The following is a 26,275-nucleotide window of genomic DNA, read 5'->3' on the forward strand; positions in this document are numbered from 1 at the left end:
AATCGTCGACGTAAAACCTAATCGATTCAAACGATGTTAACAATCGTCTATAACAACAATCGTATATAACAACAAAAATAAATACCCAGTACTTTTTAAAGACAATAACGTATCCCTCACTTCCAACTACTTGTTATTTTAGAGAGAGATTACATCCCAATGAACAACGTATCTGGTATAAATGAATTAAGCCAGCTCAGTTCTGACAGAGAAAAAATGGTTGATATTGTCTTAATCGGAGGAGGTATCATGAGCGGGACGCTTGGTACATTCATCCAACAATTAGAGCCCAACTGGACAATAGAAATGTTTGAGCGTCTTGATGAGATAGCTCAAGAAAGTTCCAACGCATGGAATAATGCCGGAACGGGGCATGCTTCTCTGGCGGAATCAAATTATACGCCCGAGATGCCAAATGGCCAGGTCACGATAGGTAAAGCTGTTGATATTTACGAACAATTCCAACAGTCTCGTCAGTTTTGGTCCTATCTGGTAGAGGAAGGCACAATTAGTAACCCGGGTAGCTTTATCAAAAGTGTTCCCCATATGAGTTTCGTCACTGGCGAAAACAATATTGAGTTTCTGCGTAAGCGCTTCAAATTGCTTCGGACTCTTCCGCTTTTTGATGGCATGATTTATTCCGAAGATAAAAAGCAGATCCACTCCTGGGCACCATTATTGATGGAAAACCGCGATCCAAATCAGCCTGTCGCGGCTACCCGTTCACGTTTTGGGACTGATGTAAACTTTGGTGCTCTGACGCATCACATGATTGATTCTCTGGGAAAAAATCAAAACTTCAAACTCAACTTGCGACACGAAGTCCGTTCATTGAAACACCTACCTGATGGTAGCTGGAAAATAAAAGTGAAGGATCTCAGCAATAACAAAACGCGTACGGTTCATAGCAAATATGTATTTATAGGCGCGGGAGGAGCATCGCTTACTCTGCTGCAAAAATCAGGAATTAAACAATCCAAAGGCTATGGTGGCTTTCCTGTTGGTGGTCAATTCTTAGTGACCGAAAAACCAGACATCATTGCAGCCCATAAAGCAAAGGTATATGGCAAAGCCCCTGCAGGAGCCCCGCCTATGTCGGTGCCACATATGGATACCCGAGTCATAGATGGAAAAGAAGTGGTTCTATTTGGGCCCTTTGCAACCTTCTCAAGTAAGTTCTTGAAAAATGGGTCCTTATTAGACTTGTTTAATTCTGTAAGCTCATCAAACCTGTTGCCAATGACACAAGTTGGGATGAAGAGCTTTGATCTTATCAAATACCTCCTTGGCCAGTTAACACAGAGTAATGAAGACCGAATGAATGCGTTGCGCGAATTTTTCCCGTCAGCAGACATCAAAGATTGGTCTTTAGTACAAGCAGGTCAGCGCGTACAGATCATAAAGCATGTACACGGGAAAGGCGGTGAACTACACCTCGGATCCGAGCTTGTTCATGCAGAAGATGGTAGTCTCACCGCCTTGTTGGGGGCATCACCAGGCGCATCTGTATCAACGTCGATTATGCTTCAACTACTTGAACGCTGTTTTAGTCACCAGATGGCTTCGGATAAATGGAAGCATAAGATTAAAGAAATGGTCCCATCATATGGTTTGTCTTTAATCGAACATCCTCAATTGAATCAAGAGATTTTACGTAAAACGAGTGAAGTACTGCACTTAGAGCAGGATTTACTCGAAGTTCGCTCAAGCAGAGAGAGTATAGTAGAGCAAAACGAACCGGTTTTTGCCTACAGGGCTTAACTCCCTGCGGTTCCACCGCTATATCCCGCTATTTTGTTTGGCTTTCATAATGAAAATCTATAATCGTGTTTGAACACCAAACTCGCATGAGAATTTTCTTTGCACAATAAAGAAGGAGGCTGCTACCTCCTTCTGCTTTGATTGGCTCTGACTGAATGAGCCTTAGTCAAAATTTGTGAGGATTAAAATGACATGTCGAGTGTGACAAAGTAAGTGCGGCCGACCACGTTTTCTGAGTAATCCTGCTCATCAGATTCTAAGTTCTCATCCAAGAAGTTGGTTACACCGGCTTTAACAGTCCAATTGCTATTGAATTCATAGCTACCACCAAGATTTGCTATGACATAAGGATCAAGCCAAGTATCTCCATCCCATTGCTTTCCTGTGTAGTTAGCAGAGGTGTAGAGAGATAATCTATCGGTTGCATACCAGTTCAAAGAAATATTTGATAACCAGCGAGGTACATTCTCCAGACTAGTATCATCACTTTTGTCTTTCGCATTAGTGTATGTCGCGTTAGCAGTCAAATCGATATTTTCGAGAATATCCAATTGACCTTCTAGCTCAACCCCTTTCGATTCAGCTTCATCAATATTTTGATAGGTAATCCATCCAGATGCTCGCGTAGAGGTGTCACGGTCGATCATGTTGGAAATTTCATTGTAGAAAACGGTAGCCTGGACAAACCAATGATCTGCATTATAGCTAGAAGCCAGCTCGTAGGTCTTAGACGTTTCAGCTTTCAGATCTGGGTTCCCTGTCAGGTAACAAGAACCACCACAGCTCACGAGAGAAAAGTCTTCTGACGATTGATAAATCGTTGGAGTCTTAAAGCCTTCAGCATAGCCACCTTTAACCGTGAAACGGTTCGTTGGGTTATATACCAAATAGGCTCTCGGCGTGAAATCACTACCAAAATCGTCATGGTGAGTAAATCTACCACTAAGTGTCGCTGCCAACGTTTCTGTCAGGTTGATCTGGTCTTGAAGAAAAATGGCCTGCTGCCCAGTCGTTTGTTTGCCGTCATAGTTTTGATCAATGTCGACCGAAGTGGTTGTCGCATTAATCCCAGTGGTGATCACCTGACTATCAAAAGTGGTTAAGGTTAGTTTGCCGTCTAGTGAATGATTCTGTTGCTTTGAATTGGTCACTCCCAATAATGGGTGAGAGTTATCATCATAAATTTCAGCGTGTTCATATAGATAATAAACATCACTATCACCCCAATCCCATAAACCTTGATGTCCTACACCAAACGTATACTTTTCACTGTTGGTGATATCATCGTCACTGCTATCATCTTTGTCGGCATCAGGAAATGTACGGTCATCTTTCATATAACCAGCATCGAATAGAACAGTATTCGCGTCATTAACTAACCAGTTCAATGACGTATGTAGTCCACTTCTTTCTTCTTCCGCATTTCCAGAAAAGGTGTTTCCACTGTTGACATCATCCGGGAACCAATCAGCTTGATGGCTATACTCTGCAGTGACGGTGTACAACAATTTATCCGGTATAGCAGCGCCACTGACAAAAATGTTACCTTTTTCCATCGCGCCACCACCGTTTTCAGGTTGAGAAAAACTTAAGCTCGCATTCACCTGAGTATCATCGGTTGGCTGTTTTAGGATAACGTTTACAACACCACCAAGCGCATCACTACCATATAGTGAAGACATTGGACCACGAATGACTTCGATATGGTCAATCGCACTCATCGGAATACTTGAAAAATCAAAAGTTGCACCACGGACCATTGTCTCCGCGGAGGTTATTCTACGGCCATTGATAAGCATCAAGGTGTAGTTATCACGAGCAGAGTTGTTGTTCTTCAGGCCGCGAATTGTGATATAGGGTTCACTTCCGGAAGTACGAACCACTTGTAGCCCTGGCACCGTTTCAAGCACGCTAGCAACATCGTTAGCAGGTGTACGATTCAGAGTCTCGTTGTCTATCACAGTGATTGACGCTGGTGCATCGCGAACAGACGTTTGGTTTTTCGTTGCGGTAACGACCATTACCTCGGTATTGCCAGTTTGGTCAGTCTCCGCAAATACCGTTCCCGAAATAAACGTTGTAGCCACTGCAACACTCAATACGGTCAATTTCATTGGTTGTAACTTCCTTTTTCTTTGTTTTTCAATAGATGTATTAATCCGTGAGCCAGCATTACTCGCCAAGCGAAGTAATCGCGTCCACCAGATACTTGTTGAAAAACAACGGACTAACCTTTGTTTTTTAGTTCTTTAAATAAAAGGTGGTTGGTATCAAGGATGCTATCTCCCCCGCACTTTCGAAGGTTCCTACATTCAAATAGATATTGAGGTTCTTCGGTGCAGCATTGTAAATTTGATTAATTATATAACGCAAATCACAATGATATTGATTATCACTTGTGTTCTGTTGGTCAGGTAAATAATTATTTGTTTACAGATAAGAAAGTGTGACCGAAATCTCATTAGCATGAAGGATGTAGAGCATGAGTGATGTAACAAAAAGCACAAAGACGCATTGCCCAAGAGAAAACCATTGCAGGCTTGGCCATCATTAGGTTTTGTCAGTTAGCATAAAAATCTCGTAGCAGCGCCAGACTCAATCTCGTTTCTGAGCATCATGAGCATGCTGCTTTTGGGCTTGTCCGTGAAGTCAGAATGAAGCAACCACGCATAGGTAGGTACACCTAAACTGAAGTTCTTAGTAGCAGAAGGCCTTATGCATCAATAGAGGGGGATTAATGGGATACTCAAAGCGGAGTTTTTACTTAGGAAACCGGAAGTCTTGGAAGAAACGAGGAAGATAGTTGCAGAATCTTTAGAAATCTATAATCAGATGGTACGGCTTTAAAAACAAAACGCCGGATGTGAGGTACATCGAGCGTTTTAGTTAAAAAGTGTCAACCCATCTCAGGACGGGTCAAAAGCCACCCTGTGTGAGGAGTGACAAAGGTGGCTTTATAAACAAGCTTTATTTCAGCATGTAAGCACGCATGGTTGTTACTTGTGCCGTACTTGAGCCCTGCTCGACCATAGAAACACGTAAGTGAACAAACTCGCCAGCTTGAGCATCATTTGGCACGGTAGCAACCCACTGACCATCTTCATAAGCCACTTGCGCTTCGACCCAATCCGATTCATTCAATTTGTTGTTAACCGGGCAGTATGAATAGGCAGAAACATAGCTCAGCAAACACTCCTGGCCATAAGCGTATTGCAGAGTAACTTCGGCCAGATTGACATCGTCACTACTGTCCATTGCACCCGATAGAACAACCTTCGCAGGCTCGCCCGCTGCATGGCTGTTGTTTATATCCACAGGCACATCAATTTGCGGTACCAAAATTGGCTGCGCTCCTTGCATAGTTTGATCTGTCATAAAGGTAAAGATCCCCTGATAGAACGAGCCTAGCTTATCGCCAATCGGTGAACGCTCTGCCACACCACGGTTATAGTTGCGCAGTTCAAGACGGACTTCGGCACTTTCAACCGGCATGGTCAAGGTGCCTGAGTTCATGTACGTACTCTCACCATTCACCCACAAACCATAAGCCGAGCTGCCATTATGACCGGCAATCGCATCGTGACCTGATGAATCACCAAATTGTGGGAAGTTCCATCTGATCAAATTCGTATCACGGTAACCAATGGAATAAGAGCTGGAATTCAAGCTCGCGCCTTTTGGCCCTTTCAACCAGGTTGTCTCTTCTTTTTCACCAGCAGACATAATACGTGGGCCATCAAAGTAAGCACCATCCGATTGAATACGGCTGCCCTGCATGACAATGTTAGTCCAGGTATTTTTGCTGGTTGCGGTGTAGTATTCATCACGTACAACCGGCGCAATTAACATTTGTGGACTCCCCGTTGAATAGAATTCACCGGTACTATTGGTTTGCGCCATCATGTCACGGAACACAGGAACCTCACCACCTTGTGCGTGATAAGCTGCACTGATGTGATACATGTCTTTGTCATGTACGCGAATTAAGCCACCTTTGTTGTGACCATCAGTGATGTGATGTAACTGGTAGGTATAAGGTGTTTTGTCAACCGCTGTACCCGACCAGCTAACCTTGTTGCGACCATTTTGGATTTCTGCAAACAGCATTTCACCTTCTTCCGCACTTAAACCAGCGACTGGCTTAGTCGGAACTCCAGTAAAGGCCGTTTTATAACGACCATGAGTGCCAGGAAGATAGAAAAGCACGCCAATTGCGCCTTGATTCATTGCACTTTTCACCATGTAGTTCGTGGCATAGTAAGGGTTTTGGATCAACGCAATTTTACCGGCCAAATCAAACTGGCTCCAATCAGTGTTATAAGCTGCGTCACCAACAGGTACCACCTCAGCGCTTCCTTCTCCATCAAAACCCACGGTAAGTCCTTGTGCAACAGCATGTAGCTGCTGGCCATTTTCCATGGTTAGTACTGCTTCTGGTGCCGTTGCATGAGTAGACACAAATGAACGGAAACGGTCGTCGTGACCTTGTGACCACAGATACATGTTTTCCACATAATCCGGCATCATATCAATCGCAGCAAGCTTCGCTACTTTGTTGTCGTCCAAGGCGTAAGTGAAACCAAACGAGAAGCCTTGGGTATCAATTGGCTTATCTGCTTTAAATTCCACTTTTTCTGCCATACCTGCATCAAAAGTAAGTACCGTGTCTGAAGTAACTTTGTGATCAAGGTATGCCATCTGTGCAGCAGACTCAGGCAATCCACCAAAATCAGAGTCATTGTCGTAAGTTACAATGTGTGAAATAACGCTGTAGTTACCCTGTGGCAGGCTGATACTGGCTTGACCATTGGTAAAGGAAAGTGCATGCCCCCAATCATCTTCTTCACTGATAATATAAGCTTTAGAGATGCTGGTTGCTGGCTTACCGCGATTATCGTACGCATTTAATGTCAGTTCCACTTCCGGAGGCTGAACCCAGAACGAGACTGGTACAGTTATCTGCTCATCTGACTGTCCGGTACTCACACCTTTAATACGCCCGGTAATCGCGCCGTACGCACCATCGCGCAACGCCACTTGTGGTTCAATCCATACAGGAACATCCACTGAACCATTCGCAGGCACTGTCACTGATTTAATCCCTAAACCAGCCAGAGTCGCTGGAAGTTGGGTTTTACCGTCTTCGCCAATCAGATCCATGCTCAGTTTGTAAGTTACATCGTTATCGCTGATGTTAGTCAGCGTCACATACGCTTCGACACTGACAGCTGATGCCACATCAACAAAGCGGCCGAGCTCTGTGTTTGGCGCAGCAATCACGGGCTGAGTAATTGCGCGATTGACATCCATCGGGCCTGCACCTTGCTCAAGTACATGAACATCATTGTCAAAGACTGAAGAAGTCAGAACGCGTTTTAATTGGACAGGAGAAAGCTCAGGACGCGCCTGCAATACAATCGCTGCACCGCCCGCAACGTGAGGGGCCGACATTGATGTACCCGACAAAGACCGATACGCATTGCTGCCAACACCGCCGGATGCTGCAGCCATGACATCAACACCTTGTGAGCCAATATCTGGTTTCGCTGAATGACCATCCGGTGACGGACCACGCGAAGAGAACACTGCTGTCTGGTTGTCACGATCCAACGCAGCCACAGTCAAGGCACTTGGCGCACAACCTGGTGAACCCACCGTTTCACGTGAATAGCTGTTACCGGCTGAGATAACAAACAAGGTTTGATCCCTAAATGCTTCAACCACATCAACCATTGGCCCTTCACAGGCAGTTGCTGAGCCGCCCAGTGACATATTGACGATATCTGCGCCATTTTCCACCGCCCAGATCATGCCATTAATAATACCAGAGGTACTGCCGCCACCGCTGTTGCTCAGTACTTTACCGATCAGAAGATCAGCGCCCGGTGCCATACCAGCCCAATACCCATTCGATTCTGCGCCCGTACCAGCAATGGTAGAAGCCGTGTGGGTACCGTGGCCATTTAAATCATCTACACCGTTAGAAGAAAACGAAAAGTCTTTTGAGCCAATAACCTGACCCTGTAAGTCACTGTGCTCAACATCGTAGCCAGTATCCAATACCGCGACTGTTACACCTTCACCATTAAACGCACTGGCTGCGGTACCCAACGCGCCCGTTAAAGGCACAGTCGGTGTCAACATGGTGCCAGCAGCTTGTTTGTGACCGTAGATCACCGCATCCAGCCAAACCCCTTCGATACGTCCGTCCTGTGTCAGGCTTTCCCACACATCGGCGGCTTTGTCTTTTGCAATTCCAAATACTGCGCTGTCGATTAATTCGATTTCACTGGTTAATGAAGTCCCCTCAATAACAGTCGGTGCGGCCGCTCCTGCAAGCGTTCCCGCAGAGTATTCGATAATTACCGGAAGATTGTCTGTGCTCGCATCATCATAATTTGACTTATATAGCTTATTGATATTAAACAACTCTAAGTCAATAGCGTGTGAATCAACAAAAGGTTGTGCCTTCGCTGGCACTACGTAAGTATCGTTACCGCGCTTGAACACAGACGTAACAATTTCCACCCCCTCTTTATTCAGCATACGAATGCCACCGAGCTCACCAGTGTTATTCACAACTGCACTGACTTTGTCGCCAGTAATAAGGGTGAATTCAACTCCTTTTGCCCCACCTTGCATGGCATCCAATTCCGTTTCGGCTTGCACGCTAAGTGATATACTTGCCCCTAACAACGCCAAACAATGCACAGCAACCTTGCTGAGCTTAAAGCGACTACTCATAAATTTCCTTATTTCCAGATTTTTATCTTTTTAATAGTTCGCTTGCCTTTATTCCTTAGCGGCTGCGAACCAAATCCTTTTTATTTCAAATGCAGTACTTAAAACCCCTACAAATGAGGCGAAAATTATTAACATATTACGTATTTTAGGTAAATGGAATGTAAGACTTTATCACGTAAGGCACGAAAGTGTGGTTAATTTATGAGCGTTTGAAAAATATTTGGGGCACTCAGTAGATTAAATTGTAATTCGTAATAACATATACACTAACCTATTGAAATTTATAATTTTTATATATTAAACAATATTAAAAATAATATCCGTTGAGATTGGAAATTTCCATTCCATATAATTATTAGTGCATAATAAACTTACTAAATATAACCCTTTCACTCAGAAAATATCTGAACAAAGATCAACATATCAAATGTAATTTATTATGAAAAATTAATAAATATCGTTTTAAACGCAACCCAATCTATAGAACGTCCAAAACAAAACCTCAACTTCATTAGCACGGTTTCTAACTCGGTTATTTAATCGGAGAACTCATGTTGAAATTAATTAAAGCTTGAATATTCACCCTGATATATTAAACAGTACACATAGCATCATAGAGAATATTTTCGGTAGCATTGGAATGACTCGTCAGATGGCAAACAACCACTTTAAGTAATCGGGTATTTCCGTGTCCGTGGCTTTACTAATGTAACAACTTATGAGTAACTTCAGGGTATTGAAAAGCACTGAAGCCATCATTTGGTTTTGATGACGCAATTCAACACTGATAAAACAATAATTAAAACACTCTGTGAGTTATTCACATAAGGAAAAACCATGAGACAAGATCTCACTACAATTCTTACAAAGTCTCAGTTACTGATTACTGATGGTGCTGCAGGTACACACCTCGAGTCGATGGGTTGTGATCTTAACGACGATCTTTGGACTGCAAAAATACTCAAAGACAACCCAGAATTAATAAAACAATTGCACCGCGATTATTTCCAGGCAGGTGCGGACTTCGGTGTCACGGTAAGCTATCAAGCCACGATAGAAGGCTACACGAAGAAAGGACTGACCAAAGCAGAAGCCGTAGATCTGATTAGAACCTCCGCCACTCTGCTCTTAGAAGCGAGAGATGCGTGGTGGGAGCAAGAAGGAAAAGCAGAAAATAGACGATACCCGATTGCAGCTGCATCAATTGGTCCTTATGGTGCGTTCCTCGCTGATGGTTCCGAGTACCGTGGTGATTACCACCTGTCTAAGGAAGAATTACGTCAATTTCATCAAGAACGAATTGAAATTCTCTGGAACCAAGGCGTAGATCTCATCGCTGCGGAGACCATTCCACGTTTAGATGAAGCCATGGTCATTGCAGAGATTGTCCAGGAGCTCAATGCAAAATGCTGGATTACTTTCAGTGCTAAAAGCGAATCACAGATATCTAATGGGCAAGATATCTCCGAGTGTATTCGCGCTCTAGAAGCATTTGATTGTGTCGTTGCTGTCGGTATCAACTGTACTGCCCCACAATTTGTTGGTGGACTGATTGAGAAAATCAACACAGAAACCAATAAACCAATCGTTGTCTATGGAAACCTGGGGAATAGTTACGATCCAAACAGCAAGACCTGGTGTGACCACGATAAAAACGGCTCGACAAGTTACCTCTCTTACGCTCAACAATGGAAAAATCTTGGCGCTCGAATTATCGGTGGATGCTGCGGTACAACGCCGACTGAAATAAAACAGATTTTCTCAAGCGTAGAATGACAAACACTTCGCCCCTGGAGTAATTCTCTGGCGTTTACGCAAGTAGAGTTTAGTCACATGAATGATACAAATCTGAAAGTCTCGTTTCATGAGCGAAATATTTGCGTAACCCATTGAACAATAAAAATTAAAATATGTGGATGTATAAAATGAAGTTAAAGCCGTTAAAACAACAAGTTCGTGGGGTATTGACCTCCTCAATTGCTATTTTCACTCTCTTTTGCTCTACCAATGCTACTGCCGCTGAATCGGCACTGAATGGAATATTAAGTTCAGGAGAACTCAAATTCTGCTTTGAATCCGGCTATATTCCGTTCGAAATGACGGACAAAAATGGTCGCTATGTTGGATTTGATATTGATTTGGCTAAACAGATGGCACGCGCAATCAACGTGAAATTTGTGCCTGTGAATACCGCATGGGACGGCATTGTTCCTGCTTTAAAGACAGGCAAATGTGATTTTATCGGCGGCATGACCATTACGCCTGAACGAAATTTAAGTGTTAATTTCGCAGATCCATACATAGAAGTTGGACAAACAATCCTTATTTCTCCCAAGCTTGCTGACAAAATTCATTCGTTCCGTGACCTGAACAATCAACAGTATGTCATCGCTACGCAAATGGGTACAACGGGTGCAGAAGCGGCTAAAAAGTATTTGTCAGGCGCGAAAATCGACCTTTATGACACATCTGCCGATGCCGTACTACAAATTGCAAATGGTCAGGCTGATGCTTTTGTCTATGACTTTCCTTATAACGCCATGTATGAAGCGCAACACAAGGATAAAGTGGTTCACCTCGACACAAGCTTTACATTTGAACCGCTAGGTTGGGCTGTTCGTCAGGGAGATCCAGATTTCCTTAACTTCTTAAACAACTTTCTTCGCCAAATAAAAGGTGATGGAACCTATCAGCGTATCCACGACAAATGGTTCAAATCGGATGAATGGGTAGATAGCGTACAGTAACCCATCATAAAAAATCGTCAGTCATTCCAATCTGGCGGGGCATGTGAGTCACCCTAACTATCGTCTCAGCCCTATTCAAATGTAAAAATGGCAGCGTACAGATGTGAACGCTGCCATTTGATGGCCCTAAATTCGCTACCCAACGACACTTAAAATAAGTCGGATAAGAAAAACCTACACTGAAACAGGCAAGTCTCCCTGACTGAATTCTGATAAAATCCAATCTCTGAAAATTATCAAGGTAGGATCGTTCGATTTTTCCTCGTTGTACGCAAGGTAGTGGCATTTCTCTTTGTATCTTGCTTCTAAATCCCCCACCCGGACTAACTTTCCATCTTCAATCAATTTAGACACTAAGTGATGCCACCCTAAACACACACCTTGGTCCTGAGTGGCCATATTAATCAATAAATTATAATCATTGGAAGCGAATCGATACCCATTCTTCACTTGAAATGTTTGTTGTACTTCGGCAAACCAGACATCCCAATCGACATGCTCGGCCAACTGTGCCCTTCCATACGGGCTTAAGTTTAATAACATTGATTCGTTGAGAAAATCCAGGTCATGAATCTCTGGATTAGATTTCAGGTAGTTCGGTGAACACACTGGATAAATAATGTCGTGAAAAAGCGGTCTAGCTGCATAACCGTTCAGAGATGTCGAACATTTACTGATAAAAAAATCGGGGTGGGCATCCGGTTCCAAACTCAGAATACTGTTAGTCGTAATTATATTGACATTAATTTCCGGGTACAAAGCCATAAATTTAGGCAGATGTAAGGCAAGCCAACAAGTTGCAAATGCGGGTGAACAACAAAGCGTCACTTCCTTTTTTTGCACATTTTGATTCTCTATTCGTTGGGTCACTTGTGCAATATTTACAAAGGACAGGTAAGCAGCGTCATAGAAAATATTCCCTGCTTCAGTTAATTCAATGGATCTTCCAACCCTATTGAATAACTTTACGCCTAATGCATCTTCTAACTCTCTAATTTGACGGCTTATCGCAGCCTGTGTGACACACAATGATTCTGCCGCAGACGTAAAACTTTGATATTTTGCAGCTGCAACAAAAGATTTTATCGCTCTCAATGAAGGCATTTTCATTAGGATTCTATCTGGTTCTACATGTTTTGCCATATCCGCTAGTATCTCCTTACACCAATAAGATCGAGCAACAATTTTGTTCACATTTTCTCAACAGACCATATAACGCTTTATAGGTCAACACAATAAGCGTTCTCCCATATATGATTAGCGCTGCGTTGATTACTAATGCCCACCGAATCGATTACCTTAAGTTATGCTTTATATGAACTAAATGTTTCTCGCCTGCAAAGAAACAAATCTTTAACATAGTTAACCAAGTCATCAACAAGAGGTTAACTAACAAACTTAAAAAACTCGCTTATATATCTGTTAAAAAGGATTGGTGAATATCACCATCTTTCTGCAGTTACATTGGTCTCATATAAAACAAATTTGATAATTTATTATATGCGAACCTTTTAATTAGAATAATCAAAATTCATTGAATTAACATTCAATTTAAAGAACGAATTTATATCAAACAAAGAAGTAGAGATATTCATGAACGCCAAATAAGGAAATTACATCTATATGTGTAGGAGAACACAATGAATATAGAAACACTTGTAAATAATATAAACAGCGCTATTTGGGCAATGCCTGTTATTTTATTACTGCTGTTTGTCAGCCTGGCCTATATGATAGCAATGCGGTTTGGAACACTAACCAAACCCCGGCTACAGCTTCGCTTATTGCGTAGTGGAGGCGAATCTTCAGATGGAATATCACCGTTTGAAACATTTTGCTCTGTAGCGGCTTATCGTATTGCTGTCGGAAATATTGGCGGTGTATGTGTTGCTATTATGTATGGCGGCCCCGGAGCAGTACTGTGGATGCTCATCACCTCCGTGATCACTTCCGCACTTGCTTTTGCCGAAAACAGCTTAGGTCAAGTCTATAAGGTTCGACAAGATGGTCAATACCGTGGCGGACCTTACAACTATATTGAAAGTGGTTTAGGCTGGAGACCCGTTGCTGTTTTATTTGCTCTTCTTGCATTAATTGGTGTGCCGCTGTTTGTAAGTGGTGCTGGTGCGAACAACATTGGAATGGCCTTTGAAAGCAGTATGGGAATCAGCCCCGTTATTTCAGGTGCCGTCGTCTCAGTCTTATTGTTTCTTGTGATATCTGGCGGCATTCGTCGAATCGCTAAGTTTTCAACGCTTATCGTACCCGTCATGGCTGCGTTCTATTTCATCATCACATTAGTCGTCTTAGGTGCTAACTTGCATGCTATTCCTGATACGTTAAAGCTCATTTTGTCTAGTGCACTTGGAAGTGATGCCGCTTTTGGTGGTTTGTTTGGAAGTGCATTGGTTTATGGCGTTAAGCGAGCTGTGAATTCTAGTGGCGCAGGGATGGGGGAAACACCCGCAACAGCTGCTGCAGCTGAATGTAAACACCCTGCCGAGCAAGGCATGATTAATGCGTTCACTGTCTATATTGATGTCGCTGTATGTTTGTGTACTGCCTTTTTAATACTCATTACTGATTGTTTTAATGTTATGGGCACAGACGGCTACATCTATATTGGTCAAGGCTCGCAAGTGATGGCTGAACAGGCAGCGGCGAATAGCGTTGGTGTTATCTGGGTTCAGGAAGCAGTAAACTCCGTGCTACCGGGGTTAGGTGGAATTGTTGTTGCTGTCTCTCTACTTTTCTTCGTCTTTTCCACCACTATCGCATACTACTATGAAGGTGAATCTGGATTAGCGTATTTAGCTCGTAACATCAGCGAAAGTCGTCGTGAAAAGATGATATGGGTACTACGTATATTAATGTGTGTCATGTTCTTCATGTGGTTCAACGTCACCGCAGGCATGGCATGGGCGGTGAGTGAGATTGGACTTGGGGCAATGATTTGGGTAAATGGTATTGTTCTTATCTTTTTATTTCCGCAAGTCATCAAGATCTACAACGATTACATGTCCCAGTTGGAGTCAGGTAAAGAGCCCCACTTTAATCCTCGCGCTTTAGGAATAAAAAATGCGGATATATGGCTAGAAATTAACAAGTCACATATTGAAAAATCTAAAACTAGTCGCGAATTCGAATACAAAAAGAGTCATATTAAAAAAGGTTCACTACTACAACAAAGCGGAAAATAATTAATATTCCATTTACTAATGGCCAACGTATCTCTATTTACGTTGGCTTTAGTATTTACGTTAGTTTTAGTTTTTATTTTGGCTTTAGCGCCTTACAAACTTACTGGCTAATTAATTTATTAATCAACCCCTTTCCAGTTCATTTGAACGCAGCTCTATTCCTTCGTACGAGTAATTATCATGTTGCAACACACTATAAATTCCCCGTTCAGTAAAGAGCAGGACAAACAATATCATATCGGTTTTTTGTTACAGCCAAATTTCTCTATGATGGCATTTACTGCCGCCCTGGACTCCTTAATCACGGCTAACTTAGTGCACGAAAACGCGTTATATAACATTCATATTTTGGGTATTGATTCACGTAAAGTACTCAGTGACATTGGTATTGAGATTGTCACGGACTCGACGATTGAATCATTGAATTTGCATAACCGCGGGACTCTGGACTGGCTATTCGTATGCGGTGGATACCGATGTGATACCAACTGTTCTGAGATATTAAAATCTGGATTAAGTTCTGTTGATAATCAGGGAGTAAGATTAGGAAGTATCTGGAATGGAACTATCGCTCTAGCTCAAGCTAACGTATTGAGTAACAAAGTTGCATCAGCAGTTCATCCAAGCTGTCATGGCTTTATTCGAGCAACATTTCCTGAGCTTCAACTTTCCTCGCATACCTTTGAAGTCGATGATTTTCACTCCAGTTGCACAGGACCGAACAGTGCTCTGGAGATGATGTTAAATATTATTGAAGGTCATTTTGGACCAACACTTGTTCGAGCAGTAAGAGAAATATTAAGTTGTGATCAGGCATCCGAAGGTCGTCAGGAAGTTCGCTCTCGTTTGAGCCACGAAGCAATCATTCCAGAGCTTCCAGAAGTGTTGAAAGAAGCGATATCGTTGATGACATCAAATGTTGAAGAGCCTTTAACACCAGATGAGCTGGCTCGTTGTATATCTATCTCTAGACGGCAGCTTGAGCGGTTATTTCAACTGCATCTCGATACATCTCCTTCACGTTACTACATACGTTGTCGACTAGCGCGAGCCCACGACTTATTAGAAAACAGTCGTGAGTCAATTATTCAAATTGGTTTGAGCTGCGGGTTCGTCAGTAGTAGTCACTTCAGCAATTGCTTTAAAGATCTTTTCAGCTACACGCCGACACAGCTCCGTCAACGCATTAGAGGCTAACACATCGGCGTTTCATTTTAGTCGGTTTGCGAAGCTTCCGGAATGTTTGAATATTTTTGCAGTAACGGATTGATTAGATGGTTAAAACGACTTTCACCTACCGAAGTAGGTGAAACGTGAGAAGGGTACTGAGTGCTTATAACTCCTTTCCAGCTAACCACTCTTTCCAGCGCATTGTCATATTAGCCCCGACAGAAAGGAAAGGTTCTGGAGGCAATTTCTTAGGTGTTTCATGTCGTATAAACTCTTCCAGATTTGGCGAACGTTTTGAGACTGCGAGTTCTGCTGCCATCATTCCGGATAAGGTGCCTTTGACAGTACCGAGGCCATTTTGGCAACTCGCGGCAAAAACACGATTTTCAACCTCACCAAAAGCCGGGACTGAGTTTAGTGATAAGCATAACCGACCGCCCCAGCGATATTCCATGTCGATACCTTTCAGCATCGGGAATCGGTTTTTAAACGAGATATCCTGTAATAATTCAGCGCGCTTCATATTACTCTTTGAAGCGATGAGAGACTGATTCAACGTTGCCTGGTTTCGGACAATAATACGATGGCCCGACCCTTGGTAGTCGGAAATTTTTCGAATAGTCGTGCCTAATGGATCGGCAGGCAGAATCCCCCAGTCCGGTACGCCACCCAATCGAGACACTTCTTCAGACGTGAGCTTGCGTGTCATCGAGGCGTATGTAAATACGTGCAATAATTGACGAGGATAAAAGCCGAATGATTGTATGTGGCCGTTGACTGCGAGTATGACATTTTTCGCCGTAACATTACCTTTCGGCGTTTTGAGCACATGAGCGTCACCAAGTGTCATTTCGGTCACTGGGCTGTTTTCATAAATATCCACTTTACCCTGTAGTGCAGCAGCACTTCGGCGAATAAACGCAGCAGGCTGAATCATCACAGCACCAGGAGTAAATAAACCTTGTGAATAGAAATCTGTCCCGGTCCAGTTTTTTAAATCTGAGCCAGATAACAGTTCATATTTTTCGTTCAACGCGTCCAGGTGCTTAGCATAATTACTGATGTGCTTTTGCCCCTTCTCAGTACATGCTGCAGTCACCTTCCCACACGGATCAAATATTTGTTTATCAAACTCCTGTTCCGCTGCGAGTTCTTTGGCGAAATCGATAGCTACGCGGTTTAGCTTTATTTTTCTGAGATCATCCTCCATACCACCTGAATAGGTTTCTGAATTCAGTTCATGAGGTAAATCGATCATAAATCCGCTGTTTCGCCCAGCTGGACCATGCGCTAAACGACCAGCTTCCAATACGGCGATACGTTCATTGCTACCCAGTAACTGAGTCAGACGGCGAGCTGCGGCCATTCCAGCGAAGCCCCCTCCAACAATCACCCAGTCATAGCAACCGTTTTTTTCAATCGTAGGATAAGTAACTTGCTTGCCAAGAATAGAATTCCAAGCAGCTTCACCTTTATCCGCTGGCAATTTATTTACGTTAATTCGTTTTTGCATACGTTGTTCCTTTTCGCATGCCTGCTATTCAAACGGCGTGCCCAGTGACCAAAATATATCGGTCACTGAACAAGCCATATCGGGTAAATGAATAGAGAGTTACAGGTCGTGAGTTAGGTCAACCCAAATGGTTTTGAGTTCTGTGTATTGATCGTGGGCGTGCAGAGAGTTGTCTCTGCCACCAAATCCAGATTGCTTATACCCACCAAACGGAGTAGTAATATCACCTTCACCAAAGCAATTGACGGTTACCGTACCTGCTTTGATGGCTCGTGCAGCACGCAGGGCGCGGCCAGTATTGGAAGTAAACACAGAAGCGGCTAAACCATAGTTCGTATCGTTAGCGACACGGATTGCCTCTTCAACGGTGTCGACTGTGATAACGGATAAAACCGGACCGAATATCTCTTCTTGCGCAATATCATCAAGATTATCGACGCCATCAAAAATAGTAGGCTCTATGAATAAGCCATCCCGGCTCTTGCCTCCGGCTAAAATGGTGTACCCCTTCTGTTTACCCATTTCTAAATAACTCATGACTTTGTCAAAGTGGCGGTTATCGATCATGGCTCCTAACTGATTTTCGGGATGAATTGGCGAGCCCATTTTCCACTCTTTGAGTTCGTTCAGGATATTGTCCATTAGTGCTTGTTTAACACCAGACTGAACAATTAAGCGAGATGCCGCTGAGCAGTTTTCTCCCATATTCCAAAACGCAGCGGAGCAGACGTGTTGTGCTACCTTTTGTAAGTTTTCGGCATCATCAAGAACAACGCACGGATTCTTGCCACCCAATTCTAGAACCACTTTTTTCAAATTTGATTCAGCGGAATATTTTAAAAATAGTCGTCCCGTAGCGGTGGAGCCTGTAAACGTGATCATGTCGACATCCGGGTGACGGCCAAGTGGCTCACCGACATCAGCGCCAGATCCTGTTACTACACTAAAGACACCACTAGGAATCCCCGCCTGATGAGCAAGCTCAGCAATACGAATGGCAGTCAATGAAGTTTGCTCTGCTGGCTTAACGACTATTGAACAGCCAGCGGCCAAGGCAGGGGCGATCTTCCACCCGAGCATTAATAAAGGGAAGTTCCACGGTAAAACAGCCCCTACAACACCAATTGGCTCACGAACAATCATAGCTATAGCTTCTGAACCAACAGGTGCAGTTTGGTCGTAAATTTTATCGATAGCTTCTGCGTGCCAATCCACAGTGTGGATAAACTCAGGGACATCTATCGTGACACAATCTTGAATCGGCTTACCCGAATCCAGACATTCCATAACCGCTAATTCTGAGGCGTGTTCGGCTACCAGTTTGCTAAAATCTTTTAGAATTGACTTGCGTTCTTGGGGATGTAAGAGACTCCACCCACCATCATCAAAGGCTCTTTTTGCCGCCGAAACCGCTTTGTTTACATCGACTTCGTCACATGATGATATCTGAGCTATAACTTCACCGGTTGCTGGATTAGACGTTGTATATGTTCTACCTGAAACAGCAGCACAATATTTGCCATCAATAAAACTCTGTGTTGGTAGACGTAGTCGTTTTGCAATATCAAGATAGTCCCTAGGCATTAGTAATTCTGACATATTCATCCTCCTTGATGTTCAGTCTCAGTTAAAGAGAAGAAATAGCAGCTTTCAGAGTACTGACTACATCGGCGAGCTGATTTTTTTCCTCTTCTGTCAGACCGTGTAGAGGAGCGCGAACCTTACCAGCGAAGCGACCATCAATTTCTACACCCTGCTTAACGCATTGAATGAACTTACCGCCCTGCTCTAGTACACTCATTAACGGCATCATTGCGGACATGATCTTGCGTCCTTTTACAAAATCCTTCTCAACGACACAGGCTTCATAAAGCGCTAGGTGTTCACCCGGAAGGAAGTTTGAGCCTGCACATACCCAGCTTTGACATCCCCAGGTAAAGAACTCCAATGCTTGGTCATCCATACCACATGACACTTGTAGTTGAGGGTAGTCATTGACCAACATATGTAAGCGATTTATGTCGCCAGAGCTTTCTTTGATAGAGACGAAGTTCGAAGACTTAGACAGCACAGCATCGAAGAACTCTTTTTCCATATTAACGCCCATGCGGTCTGGGTAGTTGTACAGCATGATTGGAAGGTTCGCTGCTTTATCCACATTGAGAGCGTGGATAGCAAGCTCTTCTTGAGTAAGAAGTGAGTATGGTGGAGTCGCGACTAAAATTGCGTCAGCCTTATATTTTGCTGCTGCTTCCGCCAGGATAATCGAATCTTCCGGGTTAATTGAGCCAGTACCAAATACAACATGCACGTCATTTGAAACTAACTCCTTTGCAACTTGCAGAAGTTTTATACGTTCCTCTAACGATTCGACATAGTACTCACCTGTAGTTCCGCCAATGACAAGCCCTTGAACACCTTGGCTGACCAGGTATTTGATGTGAACAGAATAAGCGTCAAAGTCGATGCTGCCATCGTGACTAAAAGGAGTGATAACTGGTGTATATATTCCAATGAATTTCATGAAGTCCGCCTTTGTTTAATTTGTCTAGAAGTAGTTAAAATCAATGATGAATGGTCGATCCAAAACACCACCAAACAGTAACCAAACCTTAACAAACCAACAAACAACGTTTTCGACCGGAAATTCATAACATCACGTTATGGATGGGTGAACGCCCTCAAATTCAAACTTTCACCCACTACTAAAAACACTGTAAATACAAAAAATCACATAAAACCTGATAAAAATCAGGCTCGATACCCAGAAAACGAAAAACCTCATCTGGCTAATGTACCCCAAAATTTGCAATTAGGGGGTTCTCTGCCAATGTGCGGCAGCTAATTACCTGACACCGGAGCTTTAGCCTTAGGTGAATATTACTCTCTAACGTGCCCCGTATTTGCCTTTATCGGTGCTAAAAGTAAATAGAAAATCCAGGCAAACCAAGAGATAAAAACGATCGCTAACAACCAACCCAGCTTTTCACTTCCATGTGTTTTAGTGGATTTTAAAACGAGTATTAATGGCGTTAACCACACCACCAGCAGAACGAGCATAATTCCAAACACGACTTCCACGTGTATATTCATATCAATCTTCCTTGTATTGTGAATTTTGCAAAAGCAGAGAATAAATTTTGCGTAAACACTCTACAACCAGTAGACAACAAAATTACAACATTAAACAGCAAATTAACGTGCGAGCACTTAACTCTCCCAGGTTTTGATAAGGCATCAATAGAAATGTAAGTTGCTGATTTTAAAATTTAGTCTTAAGGGTTAGCGTTGATCTCAGCATAAGTGTGCAGAAGCTCTGTAAGCGTTTTAACCCACGCAAGTACATCCGAAGGCACATTTTTAAGCAGTTTTTCAACTTGCTCACAGTGCGTTTCAAGAGTGATTGCTTCTTCCAAACTAAATAAGATCGCATAGAAATGCCACAGAACCAATAAAATCACTAAGGACAGGCATAATAAAGAAAACTTAGCGTGCCGCTTTCCGGCTAAACCAAAAGTGGGAGCGGTTATAGCCATTTTCATCTATTTGGCCTGTTCGATTGCTCCATTCCAATGTGTTGACGTTTTTGAGGCGTGGTTAATACAACAAATACAACACATGAAGTGCTGCAGTGGATAGAGGTGGAAAAATATGGGTTTATTTATTGAATTGTTAGCTTAGCTGGTATCCACAGAGCCGGATTCTTTGCATCTGAGGCAATGCCAGCTTCAGGCTTTCTTTACTACCGACCAACAAAGCCCGTTTTCTTTCGAGCTGGTTGCAAACTTTCAGCCATTCTTTCTGTGTTACGCTGAGCCTCTCCAATAGCGGTGGCTGTTTTTCACTAATATTCGATTTTTCTTCGCGAAATTCTCGCCCCGTCCAATCAACCAATTCGATATAGTCCATTAGACGAAATGGAATGCCAGATCCCTTTTGGTCACTGTAATCTCCGATAAACGGATGAAGACAAGGTGTGGTGGGTTGCTGATTTTTCAGTGCTTTTAAGCGGGTTTTAATTGAAGTGTGCTCTGATGTTTCTGGACTTTGGGCAACTCCTGCCCTAATCGGGTTTAAATCCACATAAGCCATCGCAGCTAGCAGAGCTTCTTCATCTAATAACGCCTGACTTTTATAGCGACTTTCCCAAAAATGACCTTTGCATTCGTCTTCCTGATTAGCTTTCATCGCAATCTCGAAATTCAGCTCTCGCATAAACCAACTGAGACTAAAAAGCCGTTCGCGCCATTGCTCGATTATTTCATGAGCAGCGTTGAGTTCCGCTTCAGTCTTTAATTCCATATTACGAAGACGTTGAATTAGCGCAGGCGCAGTATGCAAAGATGTCCATCGCTCGATAACTTCAGTATCGGTTAGGGATTCAGCTTGCTCTTTATTGATATGCAGCACCAAATGGTAGTGATTGCTCATAACGGCATAGGCGCAGATATCAATGCAGTATACAGTGCTGAGCTGTTTGATACGGTCCTCAATCCATCCTCTACGGTGCTCGTAATTCTTATTTGATTGCTCATCATAACCACAAAGAAAAGTGCGACGGACACACCGTGAAACACAGTGGTAATAGTGAGTCGCTTCAAGGCAAATTTGCTGGTTTCTGGCCGTAGTCATTCAGTTATCCATTGGGGTTAGTAATGTACAACCACTAACTTAACCGAATCGTGAATTAATAAAATGCTCGTATCCAAACCTCTCGAGAGGCATTGGGTGTTACTGAAAATGACGCTTATATCAATTTCATATGATGCCTGTCCTTATATTCATCAAGCATAGCTACAAATTAGGCTGACGATGACTTCAGTGTATTAAAAAGAAATAAAGCGCGACCGATATATTCATATCGGCCGCGCTTCGAGTTCATACGTTGGTGTTAAGCACTAAGTGAAACCTACTTTATACAGATTCTGGTACTTTCCAGCTTGCTAGCCCCAGAAGTTTCTCACCCAGGTCTGTGAGCTCTGCCTGTAGGTATTTGGTTTGTTCCCAGTTGCGTGGGTCACCCGGGAAAGCAAATCCTTGTGGTGGGATTCGTTCTTTCCAAGAGTTTATTCGCCAATCTCTGATCGCCTGATTCCCTTCTTCTGCTGGAACCATCGAGATGTACTGTGCCATACGAACCTGATTCGACTGATTTGGACGAATACCATGTGCAAGCAAGCTGTTGAATATCAACAAGTCACCCGCTTTCATCGGAATAAATTCCACATCAAACCCGGTCAGATCGGGAACGTAAGGGTCACGGTCATCCGGCTGTGTTTTCCGCCACTCTTCAAGCTGTCGGTAGAGCTCAGGGACACACTGGAATCCTCCCGTCTCTTCACTGGTATCAGATAACGCTAACACACCTTGGACATTAATCGGAAGAGGATCTAATGACGTATCCGCATCCCAGTGAATAAAACCACTAAATTCGCGACCTGATTTGTTTGGCGGATTCAGGTTCGCTCGGTCAATCGTGACCCACAGGTTTTCTTGATCCCAAATATCGACAAACGCGTTGTACACATCAGGATTTTGACGGTTGTCCCACAAGATTTGGTGATTATAACATTCAACCATCCCTGAGTTGTTGAGCTCCACCATCGCATGATCGCGGCGTTGTGCTTGATACCAGGTTTGTGGATCTTGCGGGTCCATTTCTTGGAACTCCCAAAGGAAGTCATGTGAGCGTTTAACCGCCTCTTGCGAGATAATCTGTGGAATCACCAAGTAACCATTGTGCTGCCAAAACTCGAACTGTTCTGGAGTCAGTTTCTTCAAAGGCAAAGTTTTTGAAATGTCTTTTAACTGTGCTGAATTGATGTTGGATACACTATTGTTACCTGGTGCATTGTCTCCGAATCCATATTTGTTTTTCATAATGGCTGTTCCTGTAGGGCTGATTAGTTTTTGCTTTAACAGACCTTGAGCTCGTCTGTTTGATCACATTCTGACAACAAACCTTTTAACAAAGTGATACAAAAGCAGCAGATACTGATACTTTATAGTCATTCATAGTGACAAGATTATTCAGGTTTGTATTACTCATGAAAGCTCAGTATGAAAAGGTTAAATATCATCAGGATAACTCCTGGCAACTGCTTATTCGGCGATTAGATGCCATCCCTTTTGAGTGGCACTTTCATCCTGAATATGAACTCACCCTGACACTTAATAGCACTGGCGAACGCTATGTCGGCGATACCATCTCTGAGTATGATGACTTAGATTTGGTATTACTTGGGCCGAACATTCCTCACTCTTGGCACTCTCGAACAAGTGTTAACCCTAACCTTGAACAAAAAGTCTATGTATTGTGGTTTGACACTGAATGGATGAATGAAATAACCCGTCTATTTCCTGAATGTCACAACTTCACTCCCTTGCTACAAAAAGCTCATCGAGGAGTGAGTTTCCCGAAAACGGTTGCACAAAAATTACTACCTCTGTTCGAGCGATTAGATGCCGCATCGCCGATGCAAAGACTCACGATCATGCTGAACATCATTGATGAGCTGAGCGGCACGCAAGATTATGAAAGTATTTCAGTGAACCAAATGTTAGACAGGCAAGATTCTGATAAACGGCAGCAACGTTTGTTGAGTCAGCTTCTGGAAGCGATCCATGAAAATTACACACAGCCACTATCCCTATCAGAGTTAGCCTCGCAGGTGGGGATGAGTGAAAGTACGCTAGGCCGTTTTTTCAAGAAAATGATGGGGCAAAGTGTAAATAACTACATCACTCAGGTAAGACTCGGAAAAGGCTGCTCTTTATTAGTTCAGACAGATAAACCAGTGTCATTAATCGCGGAGCTATCTGGCTTCAATAACCTTTCGAACTTTAATCGTTTGTTCTTGAAGTATAAACAGCTGACCCCGAATGCATTTCGCACCAAGTTTAGAAAAGTATCTTAATGGATAGCGCTGGGCTATTTGAAGAAGTGACGGATTAACGCATGAATGCGGTTTGTGGCAAGCCTGTAACCCTTAGTCACAGGCTTTCTATTGTGGAATGCATTACTTGTAGCATGAATGGAGACTCAGGATAAATATTGGGCCATTGCTTCTTCTGGCACCATTCCTCCTCCAGTCGCCCATATAACATGAGTACTGTTGGCTAATACATCGGGATTTAAGCCTGTTCGTCGCAGATATTGCTGATCATTGCTGACCACTATCGGTCCGTAGATAGCAGACGCTGCTGATGGCTCAACTTTAATGTTTTCCTGGTGATTTAACGTTTTTAACCACTCAAACATATGCTCATCACTGATGGTGAAATAGCCATCAATCAGGCGTTGCATTGCTCTGCCAACAAAACCGGAGGGACGTCCTACCGCCAAGCCATCTGCTGCAGTTTTATTATCAATACCAATATCCTGCACTGAAATACCGTCGTGCAACCCCGTGTGTACGCCAAGCAGCATGCACGGCGAATGAGTAGGCTCAGAAAAAATACAGTGTACATGATCTCCAAACGCTAACTTGAGACCAAAAGCCACCCCGCCAGGCCCACCACCGACGCCACATGGTAAGTAGACAAACAGCGGATTTGATTCATCAACAACAATACCAAATTCATCGAACTGTGCTTTGAGTCGTTCGCCAGCAACCGCGTAGCCGAGAAAAAGTGTTTTTGAGTTTTCATCATCAATGAAAAAGCATTGCGGATCGTTTTCTGCCATTTTACGTCCCTGAGCAACGGCAATCCCATAATCTTCCTCATACTCAACGACGGTTACACCATGTTCACGTAGCTTATTCTTTTTCCATTCTCTTGCGTCAGCAGACATGTGTACTGTCACATCAAAACCGAGCTTTGCACTCATGATGCCAATAGAGAGACCTAAATTCCCGGTTGAACCCACCGCGATTCGGTGTTGAGAAAACAGAGTAAGGCACTCTTCATTCAATAACTTACTGTAATCGTCTTCAATAGTAATTAACCCTTTCTCCAGCGCTAACGATTCTGCATGAGTAAGGACTTCGTATATTCCTCCACGTGCCTTTATCGAACCTGAAATAGGCAAATGGCTGTCTTTTTTAATATAAACATCACCCAGTATTTGATTGGGAACTTTGTGCTGTAAGACTGGTTTCAGTTTAGGAGCACAAACAAGCGAAGACTCGATAATGCCTTCTGTTACTTCTGTTTCAGGAAACGCCTTTTTAATGTACGGAGCGAAGCGTAACAATCTGTCAGAAGCATCTTTCACATCACTCTGATCGAGTCCAACATAAGGCAATGCCACCTCAAGTTTAGTCACTTCAGGGTTAAACCAACACGTTTCTTCTAACTGAATCAGTTGCTGAACAATAGGGTAATCATCGATCAATTGTTTTATATCAGCGTCGTTCATTCACTTTTCCTTATGTCAAAACGCACAGAACAGTTTTTTGAAACCACTCTGTGCCTGAGAACTTACTTGCTAGTGCTTTAAGCAATTGAAATTTATAGCACCATACAGCTCCGTGCAACTACCGTAGTTCGCTCAGCTGATTATTCCTCTCGCCAACGATATCGCAATCAAAAACATCACGATACCCACAGCAATATCAATGCCTTTCTTTACTTTTGCTTGTGAGAGTAATGGAGCTAATTTAGCTGCACCAATCGAAAGAGAATAGAACCAGACAAATGATGCCATTATGGTTCCTACTGCAAATGATACCCTGTCATACCCTTCAAATTTTCCGCCAATTGAGCCAAGTATAACAATCGTGTCCAAATACAGATGAGGGTTTAAGACTGTTACGGCAAGAGCCCCGAGAATAACAGCCCGTTTACCTCGAATAATGCTATCACTTCCCGTTTCACTCTCGTCTGATTGTGTCGAAAATGCGCTCTTTAAAGACAGAAATCCGTAATAGAGTAAAAAAGCAATGCCACCAAATGTAATGCTAGTAAGTAGTACTTCATTTGACGCTAGAATCGCGCCACCACCAAAAACGCCTAAAGAGATAAAAAAGATATCGAGAAAACTGCATAGCGTTGCGGTGGTTAAATGGTGATTGCGTTTGATGCCCTGATTCAGTACATAAGCATTCTGAGCGCCGATAGGAATGATTGTTGCCGCCCCAAAACTGAACCCCTGAAGCAATATCCATAAATTCATATTTATACCTAAAAACTGAATA

At 43.1% G+C, this 26,275-nt stretch carries 17 protein-coding genes and 1 pseudogene; 6 read left to right on the forward strand and 12 right to left on the reverse strand.

The window, feature by feature from the left end:
* The first annotated feature begins 159 nt into the window (after positions 1–159).
* Positions 160–1,761, forward strand: coding sequence for a malate dehydrogenase (quinone) (gene mqo, locus ACWYU8_RS01420; RefSeq protein ID WP_457516491.1), 1,602 nt, complete (start codon positions 160–162; stop codon positions 1,759–1,761).
* A 182-nt stretch (positions 1,762–1,943) separates the two neighbouring features.
* Here mqo and ACWYU8_RS01425 read toward each other — a convergent pair whose 3' ends face one another.
* Together ACWYU8_RS01425 and ACWYU8_RS01430 are read right to left on the reverse strand one after the other, a co-directional pair.
* Positions 1,944–3,875, reverse strand: a complete 1,932-nt coding sequence (locus tag ACWYU8_RS01425) for a TonB-dependent receptor domain-containing protein (RefSeq protein ID WP_457516493.1) — start codon at positions 3,873–3,875, stop codon at positions 1,944–1,946.
* An 853-nt stretch (positions 3,876–4,728) separates the two neighbouring features.
* Positions 4,729–8,505: a S8 family serine peptidase gene (locus tag ACWYU8_RS01430; protein ID WP_457516494.1), complete on the reverse strand. Its 3,777-nt coding sequence runs from the start codon at positions 8,503–8,505 to the stop codon at positions 4,729–4,731.
* Positions 8,506–9,342: 837 nt separating this feature from the next.
* Between ACWYU8_RS01430 and mmuM the strand changes: the two genes are divergently transcribed.
* Positions 9,343–10,281, forward strand: coding sequence for a homocysteine S-methyltransferase (gene mmuM, locus ACWYU8_RS01435; RefSeq protein WP_457516496.1), 939 nt, complete (start codon positions 9,343–9,345; stop codon positions 10,279–10,281).
* A gap of 149 nt (positions 10,282–10,430) precedes the next feature.
* Complete coding sequence (locus tag ACWYU8_RS01440) at positions 10,431–11,252, forward strand: transporter substrate-binding domain-containing protein (RefSeq protein WP_457516497.1); 822 nt, start codon at positions 10,431–10,433, stop codon at positions 11,250–11,252.
* A 174-nt stretch (positions 11,253–11,426) separates the two neighbouring features.
* Here the strand turns inward: ACWYU8_RS01440 and ACWYU8_RS01445 are convergent, their stop codons facing one another.
* Complete coding sequence (locus ACWYU8_RS01445; protein WP_457516499.1) at positions 11,427–12,395, reverse strand: LysR substrate-binding domain-containing protein; 969 nt, start codon at positions 12,393–12,395, stop codon at positions 11,427–11,429.
* A 497-nt stretch (positions 12,396–12,892) separates the two neighbouring features.
* Between ACWYU8_RS01445 and ACWYU8_RS01450 the strand changes: the two genes are divergently transcribed.
* Positions 12,893–14,452 carry an alanine/glycine:cation symporter family protein gene (locus ACWYU8_RS01450; protein ID WP_457516501.1) on the forward strand — a complete coding sequence of 520 codons (1,560 nt, stop codon included), beginning with the start codon at positions 12,893–12,895 and terminating at the stop codon, positions 14,450–14,452.
* Between the two features lie 180 nt (positions 14,453–14,632).
* A complete protein-coding gene (locus ACWYU8_RS01455; RefSeq protein ID WP_457516503.1) occupies positions 14,633–15,649 on the forward strand; it encodes a GlxA family transcriptional regulator in 1,017 nt (338 codons plus the stop codon).
* A gap of 136 nt (positions 15,650–15,785) precedes the next feature.
* Here the strand turns inward: ACWYU8_RS01455 and ACWYU8_RS01460 are convergent, their stop codons facing one another.
* From ACWYU8_RS01460 to ACWYU8_RS01490, 7 genes and pseudogenes are all read right to left on the reverse strand, one after another.
* The gene (locus ACWYU8_RS01460; protein WP_457516505.1) at positions 15,786–17,135 is read right to left on the reverse strand and encodes an NAD(P)/FAD-dependent oxidoreductase; all 1,350 of its coding nucleotides are present in this window, start codon (positions 17,133–17,135) and stop codon (positions 15,786–15,788) included.
* A 99-nt stretch (positions 17,136–17,234) separates the two neighbouring features.
* Positions 17,235–18,734 (reverse strand): aldehyde dehydrogenase, encoded by a 1,500-nt coding sequence (locus tag ACWYU8_RS01465; protein ID WP_457516507.1) that lies wholly within the window; start codon positions 18,732–18,734, stop codon positions 17,235–17,237.
* Between the two features lie 28 nt (positions 18,735–18,762).
* Positions 18,763–19,659: a dihydrodipicolinate synthase family protein gene (locus ACWYU8_RS01470; RefSeq protein ID WP_457516508.1), complete on the reverse strand. Its 897-nt coding sequence runs from the start codon at positions 19,657–19,659 to the stop codon at positions 18,763–18,765.
* A 356-nt stretch (positions 19,660–20,015) separates the two neighbouring features.
* Complete coding sequence (locus ACWYU8_RS01475) at positions 20,016–20,228, reverse strand: hypothetical protein (protein WP_457516510.1); 213 nt, start codon at positions 20,226–20,228, stop codon at positions 20,016–20,018.
* A 182-nt stretch (positions 20,229–20,410) separates the two neighbouring features.
* Positions 20,411–20,587, reverse strand: a pseudogene (locus ACWYU8_RS01480) (exoribonuclease R); the annotation flags it as partial.
* A gap of 220 nt (positions 20,588–20,807) precedes the next feature.
* A complete protein-coding gene (locus tag ACWYU8_RS01485) occupies positions 20,808–21,767 on the reverse strand; it encodes a transposase (RefSeq protein ID WP_457516511.1) in 960 nt (319 codons plus the stop codon).
* Between the two features lie 282 nt (positions 21,768–22,049).
* Positions 22,050–23,015, reverse strand: coding sequence for a phytanoyl-CoA dioxygenase family protein (locus ACWYU8_RS01490; RefSeq protein ID WP_457516513.1), 966 nt, complete (start codon positions 23,013–23,015; stop codon positions 22,050–22,052).
* A 167-nt stretch (positions 23,016–23,182) separates the two neighbouring features.
* Here ACWYU8_RS01490 and ACWYU8_RS01495 point away from each other — a divergent pair, with 167 nt between their 5' ends.
* Positions 23,183–24,052: a helix-turn-helix domain-containing protein gene (locus tag ACWYU8_RS01495; RefSeq protein ID WP_457516515.1), complete on the forward strand. Its 870-nt coding sequence runs from the start codon at positions 23,183–23,185 to the stop codon at positions 24,050–24,052.
* Between the two features lie 125 nt (positions 24,053–24,177).
* Here the strand turns inward: ACWYU8_RS01495 and ACWYU8_RS01500 are convergent, their stop codons facing one another.
* Positions 24,178–25,497 (reverse strand): D-serine ammonia-lyase, encoded by a 1,320-nt coding sequence (locus tag ACWYU8_RS01500; RefSeq protein WP_457516517.1) that lies wholly within the window; start codon positions 25,495–25,497, stop codon positions 24,178–24,180.
* Between the two features lie 132 nt (positions 25,498–25,629).
* Positions 25,630–26,253, reverse strand: coding sequence for a LysE/ArgO family amino acid transporter (locus ACWYU8_RS01505; protein ID WP_457516518.1), 624 nt, complete (start codon positions 26,251–26,253; stop codon positions 25,630–25,632).
* Positions 26,254–26,275 lie beyond the last annotated feature (22 nt).

This window comes from Vibrio limimangrovi (assembly GCF_054064025.1).